This window comes from Pseudomonas sp. ZS1P83 (assembly GCF_054897825.1).
On record NZ_CM142706.1, the window covers coordinates 2,127,365 to 2,150,230 of the forward strand.

A 22,866-nucleotide genomic window follows, 5' to 3' on the forward strand; every position below is an offset into this window, starting at 1 on the left:
CTCTTAATGTTTGCTCGATTTACCCAGCGCTTTGGTCACCAGTTTTTCGTAGAGTTCGGCGTACGGTTCGACTGCCTTGCACCAGTTGAAAGGCGCCGCCATGGCCCGGCAGCGCATGGCATTGAGCAGGTCGGGGAAGGCAAATATCTTGAATGCCCGGCTCAGGGCTTCCTGATAGCTCTCGGCCGTGGATTCATCGAACAGGAAACCGGTCACGCCGTTTTCAATGGTGTCGGCCAAACCGCCGGTGTTGCGTGCTACCGGCAACGAACCGAAGCGCTGGGCGTACATTTGGCTCAAGCCGCAAGGCTCGTAACGCGAAGGCATCAGCAGGAAATCACTGCCGGCGAACATGCGACGAGCGTCGGTTTCGTTGAAACCGATGCGTACGCCGATCTGGCCGGGGAAACGCAGGGCCAGTTCACGCATGGCTTGTTCTTCTTCCGGCTCGCCACGACCGATGATTGCGATCTGCCCGCCAGATTTGACGATGTATTCGGAGACGGCTTCGGTCAGGTCCAGGCCTTTCTGATAGACCAGTCGCGACACCACGGCGAACAACGGACCTTCGCTATCGTCCAGGCCAAACAGCTCACGGACGTGTGCAGCGTTGACCGCTTTACCTTCCCAGTCTCCGATACTGAACGGGCGGAACAGGTGCGTGTCAGTGGCCGCGTCCCAACTCTCATCGATGCCATTGGGAATACCACTGAGCAGACCTTGCTGGGTCTTGGCGGCGAGAAAACCGTCGAGACCGCAGCCGAAGGCCGGGGTGGTGATTTCCTGGGCATAGGTGGCGCTGACGGTGGTGATGTGGCTCGAATAGGCCATGCCAGCCTTGAGGAACGACATCTTGCCGTAGAACTCCATGCCTTCCTGTTGCAAGGCATGCATTGGAATACCCAGTTCCGGGCACGAACCAAGACTGGTCACGCCCTGGTAGGCGAGGTTATGAATGGTGAACAGCGTCGGGGTGCGTTGTCCACGCCAGTGCATATAAGCGGGTGCCAGACCGGCCGGCCAGTCATGGGCGTGCACCAGGTCCGGGCACCAGTGGATTTGTGCAAGATTGGCGGCAATGTCGGCGGCCGCCAGACCCAGGCGGGCGAAACGAATGTGGTTGTCCGGCCAGTCGCGGCCGTTGTTGGCACCGTATGGCGAACCTTCGCGCTCGTAGAGTTCGGGGCAGATCAACACGTAAATGACCAGACCGTCGGGCATGTCCATGCGCCCGATCTTGCAGGGGGGCAACGCGGCGTGACCACCGAGCTCACCAATGATATGAATCGGGTTTTCGCTGTTCAGCACTTGCGGGTAACCGGGAATCAGCACACGCACATCATGCAGATGCGCCATGGCTCGCGGCAGCGCTGCGGAAACGTCGCCCAGACCACCGGTTTTCACCAGATCGGCGATCTCCGAGGTGACGAACAGCACTTTCTTCTTGTTGGGGTTCTGACTGGCCACCGGTGTCAGCGCCTTGGTGCCGGGTACGCTGACCGATTGGTGACTTGGCGCGCTCACAGTGCTCGTTTCGCCGACCTGCTGATGAGCACGTTCTCCCTGAATATCTAAAGCCGCACTGATCATATGAATCTCCCGTGTTGTTGATCTAATTCTTAGGTCTGGCACAAACGGTATTTCGTGGCCAATTCCTGTGGCCGGGCGCAAACGCGCTACGCATCGGAGAGCAAGCGCTGCCAATGCGTTGAAGCAGAATGGCTGGAGTAGACGCTGCAAGGATTGCACCAGTCGCAACGCACCTGCCATTAACCTGACCCGTCACGAGCGGCAAAAGTTTCGACTTTCTTTGCGCTTTGTGACCCGCCGGTTTCGCCCCGCGGAAATGAGTCTAGGCCAGAACTTAGAGCGGGGGAGGTCAAATGGCAAAATTGTTCGACAATCGGTTTAAAGAGGTACGGACGTACCGCTTGGAGGGAGAAACGCACCGACGAGGGGCCTGTTTTTTTGCCGTTTTTGCCTCAAGAAATATTCGAGATGTCACATGAATGTGCGAAGCGCGGCCATGCTCGCGCACTGTTGTGGTGCACAGCTGGCAAGTCCCGTTTTTGTCCGAACCGCTGCCTTACGGCCTGCCCGGATGCCTTGTTATAGTTCGGGCCTCATTTTCTGCCCGGTATAAGGATCACTGCCATGTCTCAGTACACCGCGTTCACCGTCGAACTGAACAATAAAGTCGCCCATGTGCAGATCAACCGGCCGGAAAAAATCAATTCGATGAATGCCGCGTTCTGGAGCGAGATCATCGAGATTTTCCAGTGGGTCGACGACACTGACGAGGTTCGGGTGGTGGTCCTCAGTGGTGCGGGCAAGCATTTTTCTTCCGGCATCGACCTGATGATGCTGGCCGGCGTGGCCAATGAACTGGGCAAGGACGTGGGTCGCAACGCGCGCCTGTTGCGCCGAAAAATCCTCGCCCTTCAAGCGTCTTTCAATGCGGTCGACCATTGCCGCAAACCGGTGCTGGCGGCGATTCAGGGTTATTGCCTGGGTGGCGCCATCGACCTTATTGCTGCTTGCGACATGCGTTACGCCGCCGAAGACGCGCAGTTTTCGATCAAGGAAATCGACATCGGCATGGCCGCCGACGTTGGCACTCTGCAACGCTTGCCGCGGATCATCGGTGACGGCATGCTGCGTGAACTGGCTTACACTGGTCGCACTTTCGGTGCTGAAGAAGCGCGTGGCATGGGCCTGGTCAATCGCGTTTACAGCGACACGGCCAGCCTGCTCGACGGTGTCATGGGCATTGCCCGCGAGATCGCCAGCAAGTCACCGATTGCGATCGCCGGCACCAAAGAGATGATCAGCTACATGCGCGACCATCGCATCGACGACGGCCTCGAATACGTCGCCACCTGGAACGCCGCCATGCTGCAATCCACCGATCTGCGCGTGGCTATGGCCGCTCATATGAGCAAACAGAAACCCGAATTTCTGGATTGATTAAAAAATGATTTCACGCTGGACCACCGCAGTACTGGACACCGACCAACCCGGCGGCTGGGCCGTGGCCCGCAGCCCCGAAGGTTTTCTGTTCGATGACAATGGCGCGCTGTTCCCTCGCGAATGGCTCAAGCACCAGGATTTGTCGATTCTCGCTGAACATGGCATCGGCCATCTGGATGGCGAACCGGTCTACCTGCTGGAATTGCGCAGTCACAGCGAAGTGCCGGGCTGCAACTGGAAAGGCCTGCGGGCGTTCATGCTCGAAGGCGATCATACGGTGTTCAAGGTGCTCGGATATGCCGCGCAAATCGGCACCTGGGCCCGCGAGCACCGCTTCTGCGGTAACTGTGGGCAGGCGATGACCCAGGTGACCCGGGAACGGGCGATGTATTGCGAACCGTGTGATTTACGCAGCTACCCGCGCATTTCGCCAAGCATGATTGTACTGGTGACCCGTGGCGATGAAGTCCTGCTGGCCCGTTCGCCGCGCTTTGTCACCGGGATCTACAGCACGTTGGCGGGGTTTGCCGAACCGGGCGAGTCGGCCGAAGACTGCCTGATTCGTGAGGTTCGCGAAGAAGTGCAGATCGAGGTCAAGAACATCCAGTACATGGGCAGCCAGTGCTGGCCGTTCCCGCATTCGATGATGCTGGGGTTTCACGCCGAATACGCCGGTGGCAAGATCGTGTGTCAGGAAGACGAGATCGAAGACGCCCAGTGGTTCAACGTACGTGACTTGCCGCCGTTGCCGGCGGCACGCTCGATTGCCCGGTACCTGATCGACGTCTATGTGGCGCGGCGCTTAGGCCACGCTGAACCAGTGTTGCCAGGCTAACCGCACGGTCAAGCCCAGCACCACGGTGATGAACACCGGACGAATGAACTTCGCACCGCCGCTGATGGCGGTGCGGGCCCCGAAGAACGCCCCGACCATCACCGACAGGCCCATGCTCAGGCCGATGATCCAGTCCACTTGCCCGGAAAACACGAACACCGACAGTGCCGCAATGTTGCTGACGAAGTTCATGCTGCGCGCCACGCCGCTGGCCTTCACCAGGTCGATGGGGTACATCAGCATCGTGCTGACGGTCCAGAACGCACCCGTGCCGGGGCCGGCCACGCCGTCGTAAAACCCGAGGCCGAAGCCTTGGGTCGATTGCCACTTTTTCTTGATCGGTGCGTCGCTGTCCAGCGGCGCTTTCGGTGTGCCGCCAAACAACAGGTAGAGGCCACAGGCGAAAATGATCACCGGGAGCATCTTGTTCAGCCACTCTGCTGGCAGGTAGTGAGCGACCACGGCGCCGGTCAGCGCGCCCACCAGCGTGCCGACAATGGCGTGCACCCACTGCCTGGGATGGAACAGTTTGCGTCGGTAGAAGGTAAAACTGGCCGTGGCTGAGCCGAACGTCGAACTGAGTTTGTTGGTGCCCAGCACCAGGTGCGGCGGCAGGCCTGCGGTCAGCAGCGCCGGGGTGGTCAACAGACCGCCGCCGCCGGCAATGGCGTCGATGAAACCGGCAATGAAAGCGACAAGGGCCAGAATGGCCAGGGTGGTGAGGTCAACACTGAGTTCGAAAGGCATGGAATCGGCTTATTCGGCGGGGTGCAGAACAGGGCTGCGGGGAAGGGCCGATATCTTACCTATAAAGTTGTCCTCCTACAGCTGATCGTTCCCACGCTCGAGTGGGAAAGAGCAGTGTTGGTTTACAGGCCCAGGTCGGACAGGCTTGGGTGATCGTCAGGCCGGCGACCCAGCGGCCAGTGGAACTTGCGGTCGCTTTCCTTGATCGGCATGTCGTTGATGCTGGCAAACCGATTGGCCATCAAACCGTTCTCGTCGAACTCCCAGTTTTCGTTGCCGTAGGAACGGAACCAGTTGCCCGAGTCGTCGTGCCATTCATAGGCATAACGCACGGCGATGCGTTTGCCGGTAAAGGCCCAGAGTTCTTTGATCAGGCGGTAATCCAGTTCTTTTGCCCATTTGCGCGTCAGGAAATTTTTGGCTTCTTCGCGGTTGTAGGCGAATTCGGCGCGGTTACGCCATTTCGTGTCCAGGGTGTAGGCCAGCGACACGCGTTCCGGGTCGCGGGAGTTCCAGCCGTCTTCGGCCAGGCGTACTTTTTCGATGGCCGACTCACGGGTGAATGGCGGTAATGGCGGACGAACTTTGGCGTTAGACATTGAAAGTCTCCCTATAAAATTAAAGTTCAACACATTGTGGGGCTTGATTAAAGTGTTACAGGTCCAATAACTTTCGCGCCATGCATTGCGCATTATCGGCGGCACTGTGATCACCCATGACAAGCGCCACGGTAATGGCACCGTCGATCAGGATCAGCAGCTGTTTGGCCAGTGTATCCGGGTCTGTTGCGCCATATTCGGTACAGAGCTCGCGCACGTAGTCGAGCAGCTTCAGTTTGTGGTCTTTGGCGACCAGGCGAACCGGGTCTTGCGGGTCGCCGGTTTCGCCGCTGGTATTAATGAATGCACAGCCACGAAAGCCTTCGGAAGCGAACCAGCCCTTGAGCACGGTAAACAGGTTGAGCAACCGGTCGGCCGGGGTTTCAGCCAGGTCGACTGCGCTTTTGTACCAGTGCATCCAGCGCAGGTCTCGCCGTTGCAGGGCCGCAACGGTGAGCGCCTCCTTGTTGGCGAAGTAGCGGTAAATACTTTTTCTGGAGACGCCGGCGGTTTTCACCAGAAGGTCCATTCCGGTGGCCGCGATGCCACTTTTGTAGATCAGCTTTTCGGCGACATCCAGAATGATGTCGCGTGTGTCGTTGCTGGTTATTTCGTTCATGCGGCGAACAGTAGAACGATCATTCTTCATGGTCAAGCGCAAAGTGTTTGTTCAGTGAAATTGCCTTCGCGGGCAAGTCGGATCGCGAAGAGGCCATCACAGACAGTAACAAGACCCAAGCGGATCCATGGTGTAAGCTCTCGGGTTCTTCGGATTCGACCCATTGCGAGCCCTATGCCGTCGCTTTTCAAACGCTCTCTGCTGCCCAAACTGCGCAGTTTTCCGCTGACCGCCGATGCCGTCACTATCCTTTCTGGCGCTGCCGAGTTCCGCCGTTGCCTGCTGGAAAAGATCGCCAGCGCCACCCAGCGCATCTATATCGTCGCGCTTTATCTGCAACAGGACGAAGCCGGCCAGGAAATTCTCGATGCCTTGCACGCGGCCAAACTGGCGCGTCCTGAACTGGACGTGGTGGTGATCGTTGATTGGCTGCGCGCCCAGCGCGGGTTGATCGGTGCCGGCAAGCAGCCGGGCAACTCGGCCTGGTATCAGGAAGCCACCCGGACTCATGCCAGTGAAGTCCCGGTGTATGGCGTTCCCGTGCAGACCCGAGAGTTGTTTGGCGTGCTGCATTTGAAAGGCTTCGTGATCGATGACTGTGTGATCTACAGCGGCGCGAGTCTGAACAACGTTTATCTGCACAAGTTCGACAAGTACCGCTACGACCGTTATCACCTGCTGCACAACCACGCCGTGGCCGATTCGATGCAGCACCTGATTCAGCACGGCCTGATCGCCTCCAAAGCGGTGCATCGTCTCGATTTGCCGAACCTGCCGACCACCCGCAGTCTGCGCAACGACATTGGCGACTTGCGCAGCCGTCTCAAGCACGCGGCGTACGACACCACGACGGGAACCCTGGACAAGGGCGGTTTGTCGGTCAGCCCGTTGCTCGGTGTCGGCAAGAACAATCCGTTGAACCGAGTGATTTGCGAGTTGATCGCCAGCGCTCAACATCAACTGACCATCTGCACGCCGTACTTCAACCTGCCGCTGGCCGTGATCCGGGAAATCAACCGGGCACTGGCGCGGGGCGTGAAAATCGACATTGTTGTCGGCGACAAGACGGCCAACGATTTCTACATCCCGCCGAGCGAGCCGTTCAAGGTGATTTCGGCGCTGCCGTACCTTTACGAGATCAGCCTTCGGCGTTTCGCCAAGCGGCATCATCGCAGCGTCGACAGCGGCCAGTTGAACCTGCACCTGTGGCGTGACGGCGACAACACCTATCACCTCAAGGGCATGTGGATCGATCAGCGCTATACCTTGTTGACCGGCAACAACCTCAATCCGCGAGCGTTCCGTCTCGATCTGGAAAACGCGTTGCTGATCGATGATCCGAAAGGCGAGCTGCTGGAACCGCGTCGTAAAGAGCTGGCGGAGATCTTCGAGAACACCAGTCGCATCGAGCGTTACCAGGACCTGGAAACGCTGCTGGAATACCCGGCGGCGGTGGCCAAGTTCCTCAAGCGCGTGAGTCGGGTGCGGATTGAGCGGTTGTTGTACCGGATTCTTTAAGGCTTAAGGCAATAGATCGCAGTCTATGGCAGCTCCAGTGGGATGACGTGCACCGTGGCAGGAGCTGCCGAAGGTTCGGGCCGCGTTCGGACGATCTTTTGATCTTGACGGGCTAATATTCCCACCACTCAAAGAACAGGGCTTGCCTCGGCCAATGTCGGAAAAAGACACCATCTCCATTCAACTGGTGCGTGAAGCGCTGTTGCAAAGCTGCGCCCCGGGAGTCGCCACCGAAGAGGTGTTGAACAAAGTCGGCATCGATCCGGCACTGCTCGAAAGCAGCGATGTACGCGTCCCGGCTACCGCTTATGCGCGTCTGTGGCGTTTGCTGGCACGACGTGGAGACGATGAGTTTTTTGGCATGGACCCGCGCAAACTCAAATCGGGCAGTCTGGAGTTTCTCTGTCGCTGCTCGATGGTCCAGCCGAGCCTGGCCGCCGGTCTGACCTCGGGGTTGAGTTTTTTGTCGTTGATGCTCGAGCACATGCCTGCACAGTTGGTTCGTCAGCAAAGCCTGGCGGAAATCGTCTTGTTCGAAGACGACCAGGACCCGCGCCGCGCCTTCACGTATTTCACTTACTGGATGATCGTCCACGGCGTCGCCTGCTGGCTGGCAGGGCGGCGGATTCCGATCCTGGCCATCGAGTTGCGGTGCCCGGTGCCTGATTTCTGCGCTGACTACCAGGTGATGTTCTCCGAAAACCTGCGTTTCGACCGGCCGCGCACGCGGATGATTTTCTCGGCCGAGTGCCTGGATTTGCCGATCAAGCGCAGCCCGGAAGAACTCAAGCGTTTCCTGGCCCTTGCGCCGGCCAATATTCTGGTCAAGTACCGCGACCCGGAGAGCCTGGCCAGCCGGATCAAGCACGATTTGCGGCAACTGCCCGCCGAACACTGGCCGGAAACCGAGGCCCTGGCGCAACAGCTGTGCATGTCGGCTTCGACGTTGCGTCGGCGCCTGGCCGAAGAGGGCCAGACTTACCAAGGGCTCAAGGACAGTGTGCGCAAGGAGCTGGCGATTGTTTGGCTGGCGGAACCGACCATCAGCTTTGCCGAGATCGCCACGCGTTTGGGCTTTGCCGATGCCAGCTCGTTCTACAAGGCGTTTCGCAAGTGGTCGGGGTCAAATCCGGGGCATTACCGGAGTTTGATCCTCAACGAGGCTAGCTACCAGATCGGCAAGGTGTAGCTGACGATCAGGCGGTTTTCATCCAGATCGCTGCCGAAGTTAGTCGAGCGCACCGTCGCGTTCCGCCACTTCACCCCGACATTTTTCAGCGGGCCGCTCTGCACGACATAACCGATGTCGGTATCACGTTCCCATTCCTTGCCTTGCGGGCGGTTGTTGCCCAGATCGATATCGGAGCCGGTGAGGTAGCGGGTCATGAAGGTCAGGCCCGGAACGCCGATGGCCGCAAAGTTGTAGTCGTAGCGAGCCTGCCAGGACTTTTCGTTTTTGCTCGCAAAGTCGCCGATCTGCACGAAGTTCACCAGGAATGCATCGGTGCCGTTGACGTAGGCGTAACCGGTGTCGCCGCTCATGCCTTGATAACCCAGGCCCAACGCATGCCCACCAAGGTTATAGGTGAACATCGCGCCAATGGCATTGTTATCGACATTACTGCCACCATCGTCCGTGGAGCGGGCGAAGCGCAGATCCGTCTTCAGCGACTGGCCGGTTGTGACCGGCAACACGTAGGTCAGGTTGACCAAGTGCTGGCTGTAGTAGTTGTCGAGATGGCCGTAGCTGTAGCCGGTGGCGAGGTTGCTGGTCCATTTGTAGTTCAGGCTGGCGAAATCGAAGCTGTTGCTATCGACATGACGCGTGGTGATGCCCTTGGCGCCGGTCCGGGTGATGCCCATGTCTTCGTAGTCCGAGGAGTCGCGCTGATTGACCTGCGTCAGTCGCCCGGCATCCACGGTCAGGCCTTCGATTTCCAGCGACGTCAACTGGCCGCCCTCGAAGGTTTGTGGCAACAGTCGTGAATCGTTGGCCAGTACCGTGGGCAGTTTCGGCAGCAGAGTGCCGAGTTTCAGCGTACTTTTCGAGGCACGCACTTTGGCGGTCAAGCCCAGTTCGCCGTACTCGTCCTGTGCACCTTTGCGGGTATCGCTATGGCGTTTGAGCAGACCGGAACCGGCGCGATCAGGGCTGGAATCCAGCTTGATGCCGACCAGTCCAATGGCATCGAAGCCGACACCGACCAACCCTTCGGTAAATCCCGACTCATAGCGCAGCAGGAAACCCTGCGCCCATTCCTCTTGTTTGGATCGAGGGGCGTTGTCCTGGCGATAGTCACGATTGAAATAGAAGTTGCGCAGCTCAAGGCTGGCCTTGCTGTCTTTGACAAAGTCAGCAGCGGCGGGGGTCGAGAGGCTGATGATGCCGCCGGCCAGCAACAGTCGGGTAGCGAGGGTGCGGGTGTTGCGGTCCATGGTGAAGCCCCTTTGTTTTTATTATGGAAAGACAGGTCCCGCAGCCCTCGTCAGATGGACGAGGGCTTATCAATAAAAAACGCGAACGCCGAAGAGATAGGAGCGTGACGCCGCGTGCGGTTCAATCGTTAGAACTGTTCGGCGCTCAGGCCAAACAAGGAGGCACTGCCCGCGCGGATGGATTGCTCCAGACTCAAAATGCGTGGCAACAGGCGGTGGATGTAGAAGTCGGCGGTGGCGATCTTCGCGCCATAAAACCCTTCATCTTCACCGCGCTTTTGCTGGGCAACCTGTGCCATGCGTGCCCAAAGCCAGGCGTAGGCCACATAACCGAACAGGTGCAAATACTCCACCGAAGCGGCACCGACTTCGTTGCGATGGGTCGCGGCCTGATCCTGCAACCATTCGCTCAGGTCCTCCAGACGCTGCACGGCATCGAACAGTTGAGCGCAGTAGGGCGCGCCGGGCTGATGGGCGAAGTGGCGAATCTCGCCGGTGAATTGGCGCAGCGCGACACTCTTGTCGGCGAGCACTTTGCGTCCGAGCAAATCCAGGGCCTGAATGCCGTTGGTGCCTTCGTAGATCTGCGCGATGCGTACATCACGGACCAACTGTTCCTGGCCCCATTCGCGGATATAGCCATGACCGCCGAACACTTGCTGGCCGTTGATGCAGCTTTCCAGGCCGGTATCGGTGAAAAACGCCTTGGCCACGGGGGTGAGCAGCGCGACCAGGGTTTGGGCGTTGTCCCGTTCCTTGGCGTCATCGGAAAACTTCGCCAGATCGAGTTGCTGACCGACATAACTGGCGAACGCGCGACCACCTTCGGTCATGGCTTTCATGCTCAGCAGCATGCGCCGCACATCCGGGTGGACGATGATCGGGTCGGCCACTTTGTCCGGGGCGATGGCACCGGTCGGCGCGCGGCTCTGCACACGTTCGCGGGCATAGGCGACGGCGCTCTGATAGGACGCTTCGGCGCAGCCAATGCCCTGAATGCCGATGGACAAGCGCTCGTAGTTCATCATGGTGAACATCGCTGCCAAGCCTTTGTTGGCTTCGCCGACCAACCAACCGCTGGCGCCGTCGAAGTTCATCACGCAGGTGGCCGAGGCCTTGATGCCCATCTTGTGTTCGATCGAACCGCAACTCACGGCGTTGGCCTGGCCGAGGGAACCGTCGGTATTGACCAGCACTTTGGGGACGACAAACAGCGAGATGCCTTTGGGCCCCGCAGGCGCGTCCGGCAGTTTGGCCAACACCAGATGGACAATGTTTTCGGTCAGGTCCTGATCACCCCCGGTGATGAAGATCTTGCTGCCGGAAATGCTGAAGCTGCCATCGGCCTGAGGTTCGGCACGGGTGCGGATAATCCCCAGATCGGTGCCGGCGTGGGCTTCGGTCAGGCACATGGAACCGGCCCAGCGGCCTTCGTACATCGGCGGTAGGTAGAGGTTTTTCAGGGTGTCGCTGGCGTGGGCATCCAGCGCCAGACAGGCACCGGAACTCAACGCGGAATAGAGTGCAAAACTTGAGTTGGCGCCGTAGAGCATTTCTTCGAATTGCACGGCGAGCATCTTCGGCATGCCCATGCCGCCGAAATCAGCGTTACCGGACAGACCCACCCAGCCGCCTTCAATGTAGGTGGCATAAGCCTGTTTGAACCCGATCGGCGTGCTGACCTGGCCATCGGCCCACTGGGCACCTTCCTCATCGCCGCTGCGGTTCAACGGCGCAATCAGGTGCGAGGTGACTTTGGCCGCCTCTTCAAGAATGGCGTCAGCGGTGGCGGCGTCGACACTGTCGGCCAGGGCCGGCAAGCGTGCCCACAGGGCCGGGGCGTCGAACACTTCATGCAGCACAAAGCGCATGTCGCGCAGCGGGGCGTTGAATTCGGGCATAACGTGAACCTCAAAAGGTTGTGCGATGGGCACGGCGCCGCTTGAGCAGGCCGTGCCCTTTCAATCAATGGCTGCAAGCGCTGGCGGCGCCGAGGCCGGTCTGGGCGCGAACGAACTGGTCGGCGTAAGCGTCACGCTCCTTGTCGGCCCGTACGCTGCGATCGAGTTTCGACACCACGACGATCACGAAGAACGCCAATGGCATGGAGAACAGTGCCGGGTGGTCGTACGGGAAAATCGCGTGAGCATGGCCGAGCACAGTGACCCAGACCGCTGGCGAGAGGATTACCAGTACCAGCGCGCAGAGCAGGCCGGCGAAACCGCCGATGATCGCGCCTTTGGTGGTCAAGCCTTTCCAGTACATGGCCATGATCAACACCGGGAAGTTGGTCGACGCGGCGATGCCGAACGTCAGGCCCACCAGGAACGCGACGTTCATCTTCTCGAACAGAATGCCCAGCAGAATCGCGATGATGCCCAGGCCGACAGTGGCCATGCGGGTCACGCGCATTTCCTGTTTCTCGCTGGCTTTGCCCTTCTTGAACACCGTGGCGTAGAGGTCATGGGAAATCGCCGAAGCACCGGCCAGGGCCAGCCCGGAGACCACCGCGAGGATGGTGGCGAAGGCTACCGCCGAGAGGAAACCGAAGAACAGGTTGCCGCCGACCGCTTTGGCCAGGTGCATGGCGACCATATTGCCGCCACCCATCAAGGTGCCGCCGACTTCGCCATTGAGGTAGTACTGCGGGTCGGTGCCGATGATCACCATCGCGGCGAAGCCCAAGGTGCAAACCACCAGGAAGAAGAAGCCGATGAAACCGGTGGCGTAGAACACCGATTTACGCGCTTCCTTGGCGTTAGGCACGGTGAAGAAACGCATCAGAATGTGCGGCAGGCCGGCAATCCCGAACACCAGGCCCAGCGACATCGAAGCGGTGTTGATCGGGTCGGCGAGCATTGAGCCGGGGCCCATGATATTCCAGCCACTGGCGTGCGCCTGGACGGCTTTGTCGGCCAGGGTTTCGTAGCTGAAGCCGAACTGCGACATGGCCATGACCGCCAGGGTCGTGCCGCCGGCAAGCAGCAGCACGGCCTTGATGATCTGTACCCAGGTGGTGGCGATCATGCCACCGAAAATCACATACACCAGCATCAGTGCGCCGACGATCACCACCGCAACCGGGTAGTCGAGACCGAACAGCAGCTTGATCAATTGACCCGCACCGACCATCTGCACAATCAGGTAGCAGCACACCACCGTCAACGAACCAAACGCGGCGAAAATCCGCACTTTGTTCTGGTCCAGTCGATAGGACACGATGTCGGCGAAGGTGTAGCGCCCCAGGTTACGCAGGCGCTCGGCCATCAGGAAGGTAATGATCGGCCAGCCGACGAAGAAGCCGATGGTATAGATGAAGCCGTCGTAGCCCTTGGCAAACACCAGGCTGGACAGCCCCAGCAAGGTGGCGGCGGACATGTAGTCACCGGCAATCGCCAAACCGTTCTGGAACCCGGTGATGCCACCGCCCGCGGTGTAGAAGTCTGAAGTGGATTTGGTTTGCCGCGCGGCCCACCAGGTGATGGCCAGCGTGCCTAAAACGAACACAAAGAACATGCCGATCGCATTCAGGTTGAGCGGTTGTTTTTCCACCGCACCCAGCGCGGGCGCAGCCAGCACAACGGAGGCCGGCAAAAGTCCGGCAGCAGCGAGGATAAGTTTACGGAGCAGGTTCATTATTTGCTCTCCTCGAGAATAGCGGCGCCCAGTGCATCGAAGCGCGTGTTGGCGCGGTAGACATACCAGCCGGTGAGTAACCAGGAAAACACGATGATCGCCGCGCCAACCGGCATGCCCAGGGTCAACATCCGATGCTCGGCGATTGGCGCATGCAGCCATTGCGGGGCAAACGCCACCACCAGCATGAACGCGTAGTAAGTGCCCAGCACCGCAGCACTCAGCGACCAGGCCAGGCGCGAACGGCTGCTCACCAATTGAAGGAATTTCGGGTTGGACCGAATGCGTTCACAGCGTTGGGTATCGGTTGAATGGATGTCGATCATGGTGGCTCCACCTTGTTTTTGTTATCGATGCTTTTGGTATTCAAGGGCGGGGCAGGGCCGAATTCGGCCTGCACGAGCCCGAAGCGGCCGGTAAAAACACCGGCCGCTTGACGGGTACAACGTCGATTCGGTTAGAGCGCTTTGGCCCTGTCGCGCAGAACGTACTTCTGGATCTTGCCGGTCGAAGTCTTCGGCAGCAGGGTGAAAATCACCGTGCGCGGGACTTTGAAGCCGGCCAGGTGTTCGCGACAGAAACTGATGATGTCGGCCTCGCGAACGTCCTGGTGATCCGCCTTCAATGTGATAAAGGCGCAGGGCGTTTCGCCCCACTTCTCATCGGGACGGGCGACGACAGCTGCTTCCATCACACCCGGATGGCGATAGAGCACACCTTCGAGTTCGATGGTGGAAATATTCTCGCCACCGGAAATGATGATGTCCTTGAGTCGGTCCTTGATCTCCACATAACCGTTCGGATGACACACCGCCAGGTCGCCGGTGTGGAACCAGCCGCCTTCGAACGCTTCGGCCGTGGCGGTCGAGTTCTTCAGGTAGCCCTTCATCACGGTGTTGCCGCGCATGAAGATCTCACCGATGGTCTGACCGTCACGCGGGGTGGGTTCCAGCGTCTTCGAGTCGCCGACCATCACGCCTTCGAGCGTCGGGTAGCGCACACCCTGACGGGATTTGATTTGCGCTCGCTCTTCCAGCGGCAACTCATCCCATTCGGCATGCCAGGCGCAGAGCGTCACCGGACCATAGGTTTCGGTCAGGCCATAAACGTGGGTGACCTTAATGCCCATTTCTTCCACGGCACCGATCACTTTGGCCGGCGGCGCGGCACCGGCGACCATGGCGTTGACCGGGTGATCGATCGCCGCTTTTGCCGATTCCGGCATGTTGACCAGCGCGTTGAGCACGATCGGCGCAGCGCACAGGTGAGTGATCTGGTGCTCGCGGATCAACGTGAGGATTTTCTGTGGATCGACACGGCGCAGGAACACATGCACACCGGCCAGCGCGGTGATGATCCACGGGTAACACCAACCGTTGCAGTGGAACATCGGCAGGGTCCAGAGGTAGACCGGATGGTTGCCCATGGCCCAGGTCATCTGGTTGCCCAACGAGTTCAGGTAAGCACCGCGATGATGATAGACCACGCCTTTCGGGTTGCCGGTGGTGCCGGAGGTGTAATTCAGCGAAATGGCGTCCCATTCGTTCGCCGGCCATTGCCAGGCGTAGGCCGGATCGCCTTCGGCCAACAGCGCTTCATAGTCCAGATCGCTGACCGCCTGGCCTTCGCCGTATTCCGGGTCATTAACGTCGATGACCAGTGGCGGGTGGTCTAGCATGCCGATCGCCGCGTGAATCACATCATGGAACTCACGGTCGGTAATCAGCACCTTGGCTTCGCCATGCTGCAGCATGAAGGCAATGGCTTCGGCATCCAGACGCACGTTGAGCGGATTGAGCACCGCGCCAATCATCGGTACGCCGAAATGCACTTCAAGCATCTCTGGAATGTTGGGCAGCATCACCGCCACCGTGTCGTTCTTGCCGATGCCGCGACCGGCCAGCGCCGAAGCCAGGCGACGGCAACGAGTGTAGGTCTGCGCCCAAGTGCGGCGGATAGAGCCATGGATGACGGCGGGGTAGTCCGGATAAACGCTGGCGGTACGCTCGATGAAGCTGAGCGGAGACAAGGCAATATGATTGACAGCCGCAGGGCCTAGCCCTTGTTCATAGATCGACATGTACGGGTACTCGGTGGCTGATTGTTAGCTCTATAGGTGACCTTGCAGCGTAGCCGCTGAGGTCGCCTTTTATGTCCGGCCTGCTTTATATAACATTCAGCCATAGATATGGAAGTACAACCTACGTCATATAGGATATGTACTATATTTGATTCTGTCAGGTCTAAATGAATACAGTGACACCGCCAAGGCCGGTATATCCTTGGCTTCCCCAACGAAGCGGACCTGTGATGACCCTGACTCCCGTTCGATTGCACAGCTGGTTGCGCCTTCAGCGCGAGGGTGTGTCTCTGGCCGCCCGGGCTGATGCGTTGTGCCGTGCGTTGCAGGAATGTCCCGAGGTGCGCCGAGCGGTTTATTTGAGTTGGCAACCCAATGCGCGGATTTACAGCCACGAGGGCGCCGCCCAGCATTTCCCACCGGGCCTGGGTGACCCGTCGCTGGCCAGCGATCAGTTGCTGTTTGATCGACTGGTCGAGGCGGGGCGCCTGGATCTGGCGCAAGTACGGCAACTCGATTGCTGGTTGTCCGGTCGATTGCGTCGGGCCGCCATCAGCCATGGCCAGGTGTTTGATCTGGCCCTGCAACCGGGGCAGCCGGGGTTATTGCTGGTGGAAGTGTGCGAGGGCGTGAGTCTTGATTGGCTGGGTTGGGTGCAGGACTTACTGACGACGTTGCTGAGCAGCATCAACGGTATGCTGCGCGGCTCGCCGCTGTTGGGCCACGATCCGCAACCGAGTCTGTTGCTCGATGCGCAGGGCCGGCCGCTGGAGTTCAATGCTGCGCTGTTGGCACTGCTCGCCGAAAAGCCGCTGACCGATGTGCTGGGCTTTTTGCCGGTCAATCACCGGGTGCTGGTGCGCGCCTGCCTTGACCAGCAACGCGCTATCGAGGGAGTCGAAGCCCAGTTCGAAGCGCAGATATTGATCTGGACGTTTATCCCCGATCCCCAGGACAACCGCGTACTCGCCCGTTGCCGCGATGCCACGGCACAAGTGCTGGCCGAGCGTGAAGCGGCCACGGCACGGCGGCTGTACCGGCTGATCATCGAGAACACCACCGACCTGATTTCCCGGCACACACCGGACGGACGCTTTCTCGATGCCTCGCCGGCGTCCTGGACATTGCTCGGCTACTGGCCGGAGGAGTTGCGCGGGCAAATGGCCCAGGGTTTGTTCCATGGTCAGGACCTGGCCAGCCTGGTGCAGCGTGCGCGGGATGCCCTGGAGCAGGACGGTTATCACACGATGACGTACCGCATTCGTCATCGAGACGGGCATTACCTATGGTTCGAAACCGCCAGCCGGGCGATTCGTGAAACCTACACCGGGACAGTGGTCGAAGTGGTCAGCGTCTCCCGGGACATTACCGCCCGGGTGCACGCCGAAGAGAACAAGCGGCGGCTGGCGGAAGTCGTCGAGGCCAACACCGATCCGGTGTTGTTCATCGACCCCGAGGGGCAGGTCACTTATCTCAACCCCGCAGCGCGGCGCATCCTCGGGATCGACGAGCAACAAACGATGCCAGCCCTGGCGCAACTGTTCGCCAGCAGCGACTTGGCACGTCTGCAACGTGATGGCTGGAGCAGCGCCGAACGCGACGGAGTCTGGAGCACCGAGGCGCGGTTGCAGCCACCGGGTGGCGGCACTTCCGTGCCGGTATCGCTGGTGCTGCTGGCGCACCGTTCGGCCGGCGGCGAGCGCTATTACTCCTTGGTCGCACGGGACATGACCGAGCGTGAACTGCGTGAGGTGCAACAGCGCCGTCATCAGGACGAGCTGGCACACACCGCGCGGTTGGTCACCTTGGGTGAATTGGCCTCCGGCATCGCCCACGAAATCAATCAGCCGTTGGCAGCGGTGGTCAATTATGCCAATGCCAGCCAGCGCTATTTACAGACGCTGGACTCCAATCCCCAGGCCGCCGAACGAGTGGCGCAAGGGCTGCAACGCATTACCCACCACGCCACGCATGCTTCGCAAGTGATCAGGCGTCTACGGGCGTTTCTGCGCAAGGGACAGCGGCACCTGCAGGCGCTGAACTTTACCGACGTCGCCCGCGAAGCCGTGCGTTTGTGTGCCTGGGAGGCGAGCAATTGCCAAGTGACAATCGAGGATCGACTGCCGGATAATCTGCCGCCGATTTATGCCGACCGGGTGCTGCTGGAGCAGGTCCTGCTCAATCTGTTGCGCAATGCCATCGATGCCAACCGCGAACAACATCCGGGGCAACCGTCACTGATCGTAATGACGGCGGAGCAGGGCAGTGGTGCAACCGTGGAAATCAGCGTGCAAGACCAGGGACCGGGCGTCAGCGAACCCGAACTGGAGCAGATATTTACCCCGTTCTATACCAGCAAGGCCGATGGTCTGGGACTTGGCTTGTCCATGAGCCGCAGCATCATCGAAGGTTTCGGTGGCGAGTTGCAGGCCCGACGTCAACCTGTCGGGCTGCTGATGTGTTGCCGTTTGCCGCTGGCCGGCCCAACAAAACAACAACAGGAATAACGTGATGGCAGGTGTGACGGAGCACGTGGTGTATGTGGTCGACGATGACCAGGGCATGCTCGATTCAACGGTCTGGTTATTGGAGTCGGTAGGGCTCAAAGCCCTGCCGTTTACCAGTGGCGTAGAGTTTCTCAGTGCCTGTGATGCCACGCTCGATGCCTGCGTGCTGCTCGATGTTCGCATGCCCGGCATGGGCGGTTTGAACGTGCAGGAAGAAATGCGCGCACGTGAGCTGAACCTGCCGATCATTTTCGTCAGCGGGCACGCCGATGTGCCGATCGTGGTTCGCGCCTTCAAGGCAGGCGCCCATGACTTCATCGAGAAACCCTACAACGAGCAATTGCTGCTGGACAGCGTGCAACAGGCGCTCAGCAACTGCGCGGCCAACCGCTCAGGCAATCAGGGACACGAAGAACTGCAGGCGCGTTTGCTCACACTGACCCCACGGGAGCGCGACGTCTTGCTGCCACTGGTGCAGGGTTACACCACCCGTGAAATCGCAGAACAACTGGGCGTGAGCGCAAAAACCGTCGACCTGTATCGCTCTCGGGTGATGAAACGCATGCAGGCCAATACCTTGCCCGATCTGGTGGGCATGGCCATCGCCGCTGAACTGGTCGATCCGCTCAAGCTGCGGTGATTTCTCGCGTTTTCTATTGAGCGTCTATGCCGGGCTAACCAATCTCATTCCCCTTTGCAGCGATCTGCAAGGAGGCAGCCATGGTGCCCACATCCAGCTCCGAGAAGGCGCTCACTCGCAGTCTGCTTGACGTCCTGATTCGTGCCGGGCTGATCGCCATTTTGATGCTTTTCTGCTTCGAGATATTCAGCCCGTTCCGCGACCTGATGCTGTGGTCGCTGATACTGGCGATCACCCTTTATCCCCTGACCCGCGTCAGTGGTCCGGGCAAGGGTCCGAAAATCGCCGAGCTGTGTACCGCTACGATCCGAGCAGTCGCGCTGGGAGTGGTCGGCATCGCCTTCATCCAGATGCTGCTGGTGGGGCTGGGTTTCGTGTTCAAGGGTGTCCCGGGTCCATGCGTCGCCCTAACTGGGCGATACGTTCCCCGTCCTCGGTCATGACATACGAGCGAGGCAAGATAATGGTGGATTTCGACACGTTCGTACGTCAGATCAAGGAACCCGCCACGGTGAATCTTCTGCGCCTGGGGATCTCTGAAAACCTGGTACCTACTCAGCTTCGCACGTTGCTGTCGCGCTTTAGCAAGCTCTATCCCGACATTTAGTTAGAGCTCATCACGGGCTTGAGTCACGACCTGCTGGGCGACTACGAAATCGGGCAGTTGGACGTGGTCATTGCCAAGCGAAAACCAGTCCCAATGCCCAGCGAAGACGAGTCATCTGGCGCGAAGCTTTGGTCTGGATCGCTGCCAGGAACTACGAAATCGAAGCGTCCAAACCTGTACGTTTGGTGATAATGCGGCCGCCAAGTGCGTAAGGGGCAATTATGATCGAGGCATTAGCTTCCGTTCGGCGGGAGTGGACTTCAGCATGCCCCAGGAAGGCATGCGGATTCTGGAGCCGTCTGAAAAGTTGCCGACGTTACCGAACACTGAAGTGGCGGTGATGGGTGACGACGTCCGCACTCAACATCTCGTCCAGCCTTTGGTATCACTGCTGACCGAAGGCCTGCTCGGCCGTACAACTCATTTCCCCTGAGCCTGGTTTCTGGAAAAGGGCCACGTTGCCGTCTTGCCAGAAGCGGTAGTTCCCCTGGTAATCCTTGCCAGTGTATTGGGTTCCCGAATCACTCGGCACCTGGCTCAGGGTGATCGAGGTGTTCGCCCATTTCAGGTACACGACACCTGGCTGCGTCCTAAAGAAGGTGGCGGCAATCAGCGCGTTAAACCCTGTACAACGAAAAGCCAGGGGGCCTTCGGTGAGTCGGTTTGGATCCTTGGTTCTCACAATGGCCGAGCCCTGGCGCAACTGGTGCGCGCGTTCGGCATAACTTCGGATCGTGCACATCTTGGGGTCCGGCTCGGAGGCACACTGATTGCGGGCGCCGATCCAGAACTGCTGGTCGATCATGACTTTGTCTGGACGCGGTACTGAATGTTCATCGGTGAGCGCCAGGCGATAAAGACGCGTCAGTTCGATATCCATCTGCGCCAGTTGCGAATCGCGACAGATAAGCTTTTCGACGGATGCCCTTGCCTTGGAGCAGTCGAAGCTGGTCTCGAACGACGCAGCATTTGCGCAGGTGCTCGTCGCCGCGCACACGCTGGCAGCGAGCAGACAGGTGAAAAGGGCCGTGACCGTTTTCATGTTGGCTTCACCCAGATCATTACGTGATGCCCGGTTGCCGTGGGACCTATCGGTCCGTTGAACAGTCATTCATTCGCATTGGGTGTATCGCAGTGTAAGTCAGTGTTCAAAACTTGCCACGATTTCGCTTTATCGCACCAATTGCTCGACCAACTCAGGCGTCACGTAGTGCGGCCCGTCGAACAGGTAAAGCGGATAACCGTCATAGGCCGCCAGTTGCGGTCTGAGCTCGGCAGCGGTCGCGGAGCGGAAGCCGCCGCCGAAGTTGGGGCGGAAGGCTTCGACGATGATCCGCACACGCTCTTTGCCCAGACGCTGGCGCATGGCGTCGGCGTAGGTTCGGGCGACGGGTGCGGTGCGGGTGTAAACGCCGACGCCGTCCTGGAAGAACACGCCAATGTCGTCCGGCAGCCATTGCTTGAGCCATTCGGCCGTGGCGACGGGTCCGATATTGGCGCCATCATAGACGCTGATCCACAACGGTCGCGGCAGCTTGGCCAGCAGGGCGGGCAGGTCTTTGGCGCGGGTCCAGCTGGGGTCGACTTCGGCCGGGAAATACCATCCAGTCACGTGCAACGGCGTAGGCAATTTGGCGATCCGTTCCGAGACCGTGGCCAGTTCTTCGATGTTGTCCCGAGAGCGGTTCTCGCTGAAATAACCTGCCAGCCCAAGGATGACATCCTGCGCCCAGGGTGCCTTGGCGATGCGCGCCCAATCGGGCAGGACCGGTACGGCGGGCAGGCCGGTACCGGGAACGAATGCCTGATCGTCCACGACTGTCCATTGGACCAGCAGCTCACGCGCTCCCAGTTTTTCCCAGTGTCCGCTGATTCCGACGGTCTTGTTATCCGGCTGCCAGACAATGCCGACAATCCCCGGGTCCAGGGCCTTGGTCTTCGTCACGTAGAGCATGCCGGTACCTGCGCCGACGGTGACAGCAAGCAACAGAGCAGCAACGGTCGCGCGACTGGCGGTGTAGCCGAAGATTTTCACGGCAGTGCCTTTTTGATGCGTTGATGCCATTGGCTCACCGAGGTAACGCCTTTTGCGTTCCAGTTGGCTGCCGCATCAGGGCCAAGGTGGAACTGGCCCTCGTTGAATTGCCAGACAATCACTTGTGGCTTGTATTCGGCAAAATCCGCCGACTCCAGGTATTGCAGCAGCGTAGCCCACGGACCGACGTCGCCGGGGTTCCATGTCAGTGCGACGGGACGGTCCAGGGCATTTGAAAGCTTCTGCGTAAAACCCAGGTAAGGCTGGACAAAGCTGTTGCCGATCACCTGAACCGGCGCCGGTGCGTCATCGATCAGCAAGTCTTTCTCAGCCTGATGGCGAACGGTGTAGATGTCGCGACCAATCGCCTTGCGCTTGATTGCTGGCAGGAAATTACTGGCCAGGTCGCCGAACGCTCGCCTGTCGAACCATTGGCCCAGCACCGAGCCACCACCGGGGTCACCGCGCAGGCGGTAGCGCGCGGTAATGAGTTGCGCCGTGGCGTCGGCGGTGTTTTCGGCGCTCCAGGCTGTCCAGTGGTAGTCGGCGCGGTAAAACGCGGTCTGTTTGCCTTGCTCGGTCCGTTGCAGGATCGGTTTGATGTTCAGCGTGGTCAGGCCCGCTTGTGTCAGGTCGTTTTGCAGGTGGTCATAGCGCTGCATCACGGCCACGCTCAAGGGTTGATCGGCGGGCAGGCGCTGAGCATAAAACGGCGCTTTCATCGGCACCACCAGCACGACCAGCCCGATGTGTTCGCGTTCAAGTTGCTGCTGGAGTTCTTTGAGCAGCGCAATGTTGCGGGCAGTGCCGGTGTTGTCGACCTTGCTCAGGCTTTCCCAGGCAGGGAATAACCAGCCGCCGTTGCCGGCGATTACCGCCGAGGCCGCTTGAACGCCGGTGCCTGACAGGCTCGCCAGCAGGCCCGCGATCATGGCGCGCATCGACAATCGACGAATAAAACGTTCGGGTTTGAATTGAAGGTTCATGGGGAGGTCTGGTCGACAAGGCCAATCAGGCGTGGGGCCTGGCGGGAGCCGATCAGGAACAGGCTATAACGATCGCCGGCCTTGAAGGGCGCCAGCTTCAACGGCGGGCTGGCGATTTCATTGCAGCTGGCAACCAGCGTCGCTTGCACCGGGTTGATCGTGCGCTGGGCTTGTCCGTTGAACGGCAGCTGGTTGAATACCGGGGCGCCATTGGCCAGTTTGACCCCAGCCTTTTCGCAACCGCTGCTGAGGTTATAAACGTTGAGTTCGGCGCGCAGGTCTTTACCGCGCAGCGGCGGGTCGATGACCAGGCGCGGCGCCCGTGCCGGGTCGCTGTCCAGAATCAGGGTCACCCACGCACTTTTCGGTGCACTCAGGCCTGTTATCTCGCGACCATTGACGGTCAGCTTGAGCGGCTGCCGCGCGTCCACGATCTGGAAGGGGCTGGCCACCGTGCTCTGAGCGGAAAGGCTAAAGCTTGCGCTTTGGCCCACCTGGACCTGCATCGCGGTGTCGGCCGGATTGACCACCCGCACATACGCGGAGCCATCGGGCAATTTTGGCGCGTACAGATGAGCGATTTCCGGGGCCGCTTGTGCGCCTGTCGAGAGCAGGCCAAGACCCAGCCACACACAGATTCGAACGTTCATG

Annotated in this window: 20 protein-coding genes and 1 pseudogene; 8 read left to right on the forward strand and 13 right to left on the reverse strand. The window is 59.6% G+C overall.

Translation table 11 applies throughout. The features are described 5' to 3' along the window. Positions 1 to 3 precede the first annotated feature (3 nt). Positions 4 to 1,590, reverse strand: a complete 1,587-nt coding sequence (gene glgA / locus ACYZT0_RS10390) for a glycogen synthase GlgA (RefSeq protein ID WP_462045749.1) — start codon at positions 1,588 to 1,590, stop codon at positions 4 to 6. 564 nt (positions 1,591 to 2,154) lie between these two features. On the opposite strand from glgA, the gene ACYZT0_RS10395 reads away from it, so the two are divergent. Continuing rightward, positions 2,155 to 2,967 carry a crotonase/enoyl-CoA hydratase family protein gene (locus tag ACYZT0_RS10395; RefSeq protein ID WP_462045750.1) on the forward strand — a complete coding sequence of 271 codons (813 nt, stop codon included), beginning with the start codon at positions 2,155 to 2,157 and terminating at the stop codon, positions 2,965 to 2,967. Between the two features lie 7 nt (positions 2,968 to 2,974). After that, positions 2,975 to 3,805, forward strand: a complete 831-nt coding sequence (nudC, locus tag ACYZT0_RS10400; protein ID WP_462045751.1) for an NAD(+) diphosphatase — start codon at positions 2,975 to 2,977, stop codon at positions 3,803 to 3,805. On the opposite strand, the gene ACYZT0_RS10405 is transcribed toward nudC, so the two are convergent. The 3 genes from ACYZT0_RS10405 to ACYZT0_RS10415 all read right to left on the reverse strand — a co-directional run bounded on the left by ACYZT0_RS10405 (position 3,773) and on the right by ACYZT0_RS10415 (position 5,770). Continuing rightward, on the reverse strand, positions 3,773 to 4,552 hold the full coding sequence (locus tag ACYZT0_RS10405; protein ID WP_462045752.1) for a TSUP family transporter: 780 nt from the start codon (positions 4,550 to 4,552) through the stop codon (positions 3,773 to 3,775). The genes nudC and ACYZT0_RS10405 overlap by 33 nt on opposite strands. A gap of 122 nt (positions 4,553 to 4,674) precedes the next feature. Continuing rightward, a complete protein-coding gene (locus ACYZT0_RS10410) occupies positions 4,675 to 5,151 on the reverse strand; it encodes a nuclear transport factor 2 family protein (RefSeq protein WP_462045753.1) in 477 nt (158 codons plus the stop codon). Positions 5,152 to 5,206: 55 nt separating this feature from the next. Then, positions 5,207 to 5,770 carry a TetR/AcrR family transcriptional regulator gene (locus tag ACYZT0_RS10415; RefSeq protein ID WP_462045754.1) on the reverse strand — a complete coding sequence of 188 codons (564 nt, stop codon included), beginning with the start codon at positions 5,768 to 5,770 and terminating at the stop codon, positions 5,207 to 5,209. Positions 5,771 to 5,944: 174 nt separating this feature from the next. On the opposite strand from ACYZT0_RS10415, the gene pssA reads away from it, so the two are divergent. After that, positions 5,945 to 7,288 (forward strand): CDP-diacylglycerol--serine O-phosphatidyltransferase, encoded by a 1,344-nt coding sequence (gene pssA / locus ACYZT0_RS10420; protein WP_462045755.1) that lies wholly within the window; start codon positions 5,945 to 5,947, stop codon positions 7,286 to 7,288. A gap of 154 nt (positions 7,289 to 7,442) precedes the next feature. After that, a complete protein-coding gene (locus tag ACYZT0_RS10425) occupies positions 7,443 to 8,477 on the forward strand; it encodes an AraC family transcriptional regulator (RefSeq protein ID WP_462046540.1) in 1,035 nt (344 codons plus the stop codon). Here the strand turns inward: ACYZT0_RS10425 and ACYZT0_RS10430 are convergent. From ACYZT0_RS10430 to ACYZT0_RS10450, 5 genes are all read right to left on the reverse strand, one after another. Next, on the reverse strand, positions 8,456 to 9,724 hold the full coding sequence (locus ACYZT0_RS10430; RefSeq protein WP_462045756.1) for an OprD family porin: 1,269 nt from the start codon (positions 9,722 to 9,724) through the stop codon (positions 8,456 to 8,458). The genes ACYZT0_RS10425 and ACYZT0_RS10430 overlap by 22 nt on opposite strands. Before the next feature lie 128 nt (positions 9,725 to 9,852). Beyond that, a complete protein-coding gene (locus ACYZT0_RS10435; RefSeq protein WP_462045757.1) occupies positions 9,853 to 11,625 on the reverse strand; it encodes an acyl-CoA dehydrogenase C-terminal domain-containing protein in 1,773 nt (590 codons plus the stop codon). 64 nt (positions 11,626 to 11,689) lie between these two features. Further along, the gene (locus ACYZT0_RS10440; protein WP_462045758.1) at positions 11,690 to 13,360 is read right to left on the reverse strand and encodes a cation acetate symporter; all 1,671 of its coding nucleotides are present in this window, start codon (positions 13,358 to 13,360) and stop codon (positions 11,690 to 11,692) included. Beyond that, positions 13,360 to 13,686: a DUF485 domain-containing protein gene (locus tag ACYZT0_RS10445; RefSeq protein WP_462045759.1), complete on the reverse strand. Its 327-nt coding sequence runs from the start codon at positions 13,684 to 13,686 to the stop codon at positions 13,360 to 13,362. The genes ACYZT0_RS10440 and ACYZT0_RS10445 overlap by 1 nt, the downstream gene beginning before the upstream one ends. A gap of 131 nt (positions 13,687 to 13,817) precedes the next feature. Then, positions 13,818 to 15,440, reverse strand: coding sequence for an acyl-CoA synthetase (locus ACYZT0_RS10450; RefSeq protein ID WP_462045760.1), 1,623 nt, complete (start codon positions 15,438 to 15,440; stop codon positions 13,818 to 13,820). 230 nt (positions 15,441 to 15,670) lie between these two features. Here ACYZT0_RS10450 and ACYZT0_RS10455 point away from each other — a divergent pair, with 230 nt between their 5' ends. The 4 genes and pseudogenes from ACYZT0_RS10455 to ACYZT0_RS10470 all read left to right on the forward strand — a co-directional run bounded on the left by ACYZT0_RS10455 (position 15,671) and on the right by ACYZT0_RS10470 (position 19,194). Beyond that, positions 15,671 to 17,947, forward strand: coding sequence for a PAS domain-containing sensor histidine kinase (locus ACYZT0_RS10455; RefSeq protein WP_462045761.1), 2,277 nt, complete (start codon positions 15,671 to 15,673; stop codon positions 17,945 to 17,947). Between the two features lie 4 nt (positions 17,948 to 17,951). After that, the gene (locus ACYZT0_RS10460) at positions 17,952 to 18,587 is read left to right on the forward strand and encodes a response regulator transcription factor (RefSeq protein ID WP_462037333.1); all 636 of its coding nucleotides are present in this window, start codon (positions 17,952 to 17,954) and stop codon (positions 18,585 to 18,587) included. Positions 18,588 to 18,667: 80 nt separating this feature from the next. Beyond that, positions 18,668 to 18,982 (forward strand): annotated as a pseudogene (locus ACYZT0_RS10465) (hypothetical protein); the annotation flags it as partial. Between the two features lie 44 nt (positions 18,983 to 19,026). After that, positions 19,027 to 19,194, forward strand: a complete 168-nt coding sequence (locus tag ACYZT0_RS10470) for a hypothetical protein (protein ID WP_462045762.1) — start codon at positions 19,027 to 19,029, stop codon at positions 19,192 to 19,194. A 385-nt stretch (positions 19,195 to 19,579) separates the two neighbouring features. Here the strand turns inward: ACYZT0_RS10470 and ACYZT0_RS10475 are convergent, their stop codons facing one another. From ACYZT0_RS10475 to ACYZT0_RS10490, 4 genes are all read right to left on the reverse strand, one after another. Further along, positions 19,580 to 20,236 (reverse strand): MliC family protein, encoded by a 657-nt coding sequence (locus tag ACYZT0_RS10475; protein ID WP_462045763.1) that lies wholly within the window; start codon positions 20,234 to 20,236, stop codon positions 19,580 to 19,582. 129 nt (positions 20,237 to 20,365) lie between these two features. Further along, positions 20,366 to 21,259, reverse strand: coding sequence for an alpha-amylase family protein (locus ACYZT0_RS10480; protein ID WP_462045764.1), 894 nt, complete (start codon positions 21,257 to 21,259; stop codon positions 20,366 to 20,368). Continuing rightward, positions 21,226 to 22,215 (reverse strand): alginate O-acetyltransferase AlgX-related protein, encoded by a 990-nt coding sequence (locus tag ACYZT0_RS10485; RefSeq protein ID WP_462045765.1) that lies wholly within the window; start codon positions 22,213 to 22,215, stop codon positions 21,226 to 21,228. The genes ACYZT0_RS10480 and ACYZT0_RS10485 overlap by 34 nt, the downstream gene beginning before the upstream one ends. Further along, positions 22,212 to 22,865 (reverse strand): alginate O-acetyltransferase AlgF, encoded by a 654-nt coding sequence (locus ACYZT0_RS10490; protein WP_462045766.1) that lies wholly within the window; start codon positions 22,863 to 22,865, stop codon positions 22,212 to 22,214. Before ACYZT0_RS10490 ends, ACYZT0_RS10485 begins: the two co-directional genes overlap by 4 nt. Position 22,866: the final 1 nt, after the last annotated feature.

Coding starts and splice junctions, on each gene's coding strand:
- glgA (WP_462045749.1), bottom strand. CDS start 1,590: ATGATCAGTGCGGCTTTAGATATTCAGGGAGAACGTGCTCATCAGCAG.
- ACYZT0_RS10395 (WP_462045750.1), top strand. CDS start 2,155: ATGTCTCAGTACACCGCGTTCACCGTCGAACTGAACAATAAAGTCGCC.
- nudC (WP_462045751.1), top strand. CDS start 2,975: ATGATTTCACGCTGGACCACCGCAGTACTGGACACCGACCAACCCGGC.
- ACYZT0_RS10405 (WP_462045752.1), bottom strand. CDS start 4,552: ATGCCTTTCGAACTCAGTGTTGACCTCACCACCCTGGCCATTCTGGCC.
- ACYZT0_RS10410 (WP_462045753.1), bottom strand. CDS start 5,151: ATGTCTAACGCCAAAGTTCGTCCGCCATTACCGCCATTCACCCGTGAG.
- ACYZT0_RS10415 (WP_462045754.1), bottom strand. CDS start 5,770: ATGAACGAAATAACCAGCAACGACACACGCGACATCATTCTGGATGTC.
- pssA (WP_462045755.1), top strand. CDS start 5,945: ATGCCGTCGCTTTTCAAACGCTCTCTGCTGCCCAAACTGCGCAGTTTT.
- ACYZT0_RS10425 (WP_462046540.1), top strand. CDS start 7,443: ATGTCGGAAAAAGACACCATCTCCATTCAACTGGTGCGTGAAGCGCTG.
- ACYZT0_RS10430 (WP_462045756.1), bottom strand. CDS start 9,724: ATGGACCGCAACACCCGCACCCTCGCTACCCGACTGTTGCTGGCCGGC.
- ACYZT0_RS10435 (WP_462045757.1), bottom strand. CDS start 11,625: ATGCCCGAATTCAACGCCCCGCTGCGCGACATGCGCTTTGTGCTGCAT.
- ACYZT0_RS10440 (WP_462045758.1), bottom strand. CDS start 13,360: ATGAACCTGCTCCGTAAACTTATCCTCGCTGCTGCCGGACTTTTGCCG.
- ACYZT0_RS10445 (WP_462045759.1), bottom strand. CDS start 13,686: ATGATCGACATCCATTCAACCGATACCCAACGCTGTGAACGCATTCGG.
- ACYZT0_RS10450 (WP_462045760.1), bottom strand. CDS start 15,440: ATGTCGATCTATGAACAAGGGCTAGGCCCTGCGGCTGTCAATCATATT.
- ACYZT0_RS10455 (WP_462045761.1), top strand. CDS start 15,671: ATGACCCTGACTCCCGTTCGATTGCACAGCTGGTTGCGCCTTCAGCGC.
- ACYZT0_RS10460 (WP_462037333.1), top strand. CDS start 17,952: ATGGCAGGTGTGACGGAGCACGTGGTGTATGTGGTCGACGATGACCAG.
- ACYZT0_RS10470 (WP_462045762.1), top strand. CDS start 19,027: ATGACATACGAGCGAGGCAAGATAATGGTGGATTTCGACACGTTCGTA.
- ACYZT0_RS10475 (WP_462045763.1), bottom strand. CDS start 20,236: ATGAAAACGGTCACGGCCCTTTTCACCTGTCTGCTCGCTGCCAGCGTG.
- ACYZT0_RS10480 (WP_462045764.1), bottom strand. CDS start 21,259: ATGGCATCAACGCATCAAAAAGGCACTGCCGTGAAAATCTTCGGCTAC.
- ACYZT0_RS10485 (WP_462045765.1), bottom strand. CDS start 22,215: ATGAACCTTCAATTCAAACCCGAACGTTTTATTCGTCGATTGTCGATG.
- ACYZT0_RS10490 (WP_462045766.1), bottom strand. CDS start 22,865: ATGAACGTTCGAATCTGTGTGTGGCTGGGTCTTGGCCTGCTCTCGACA.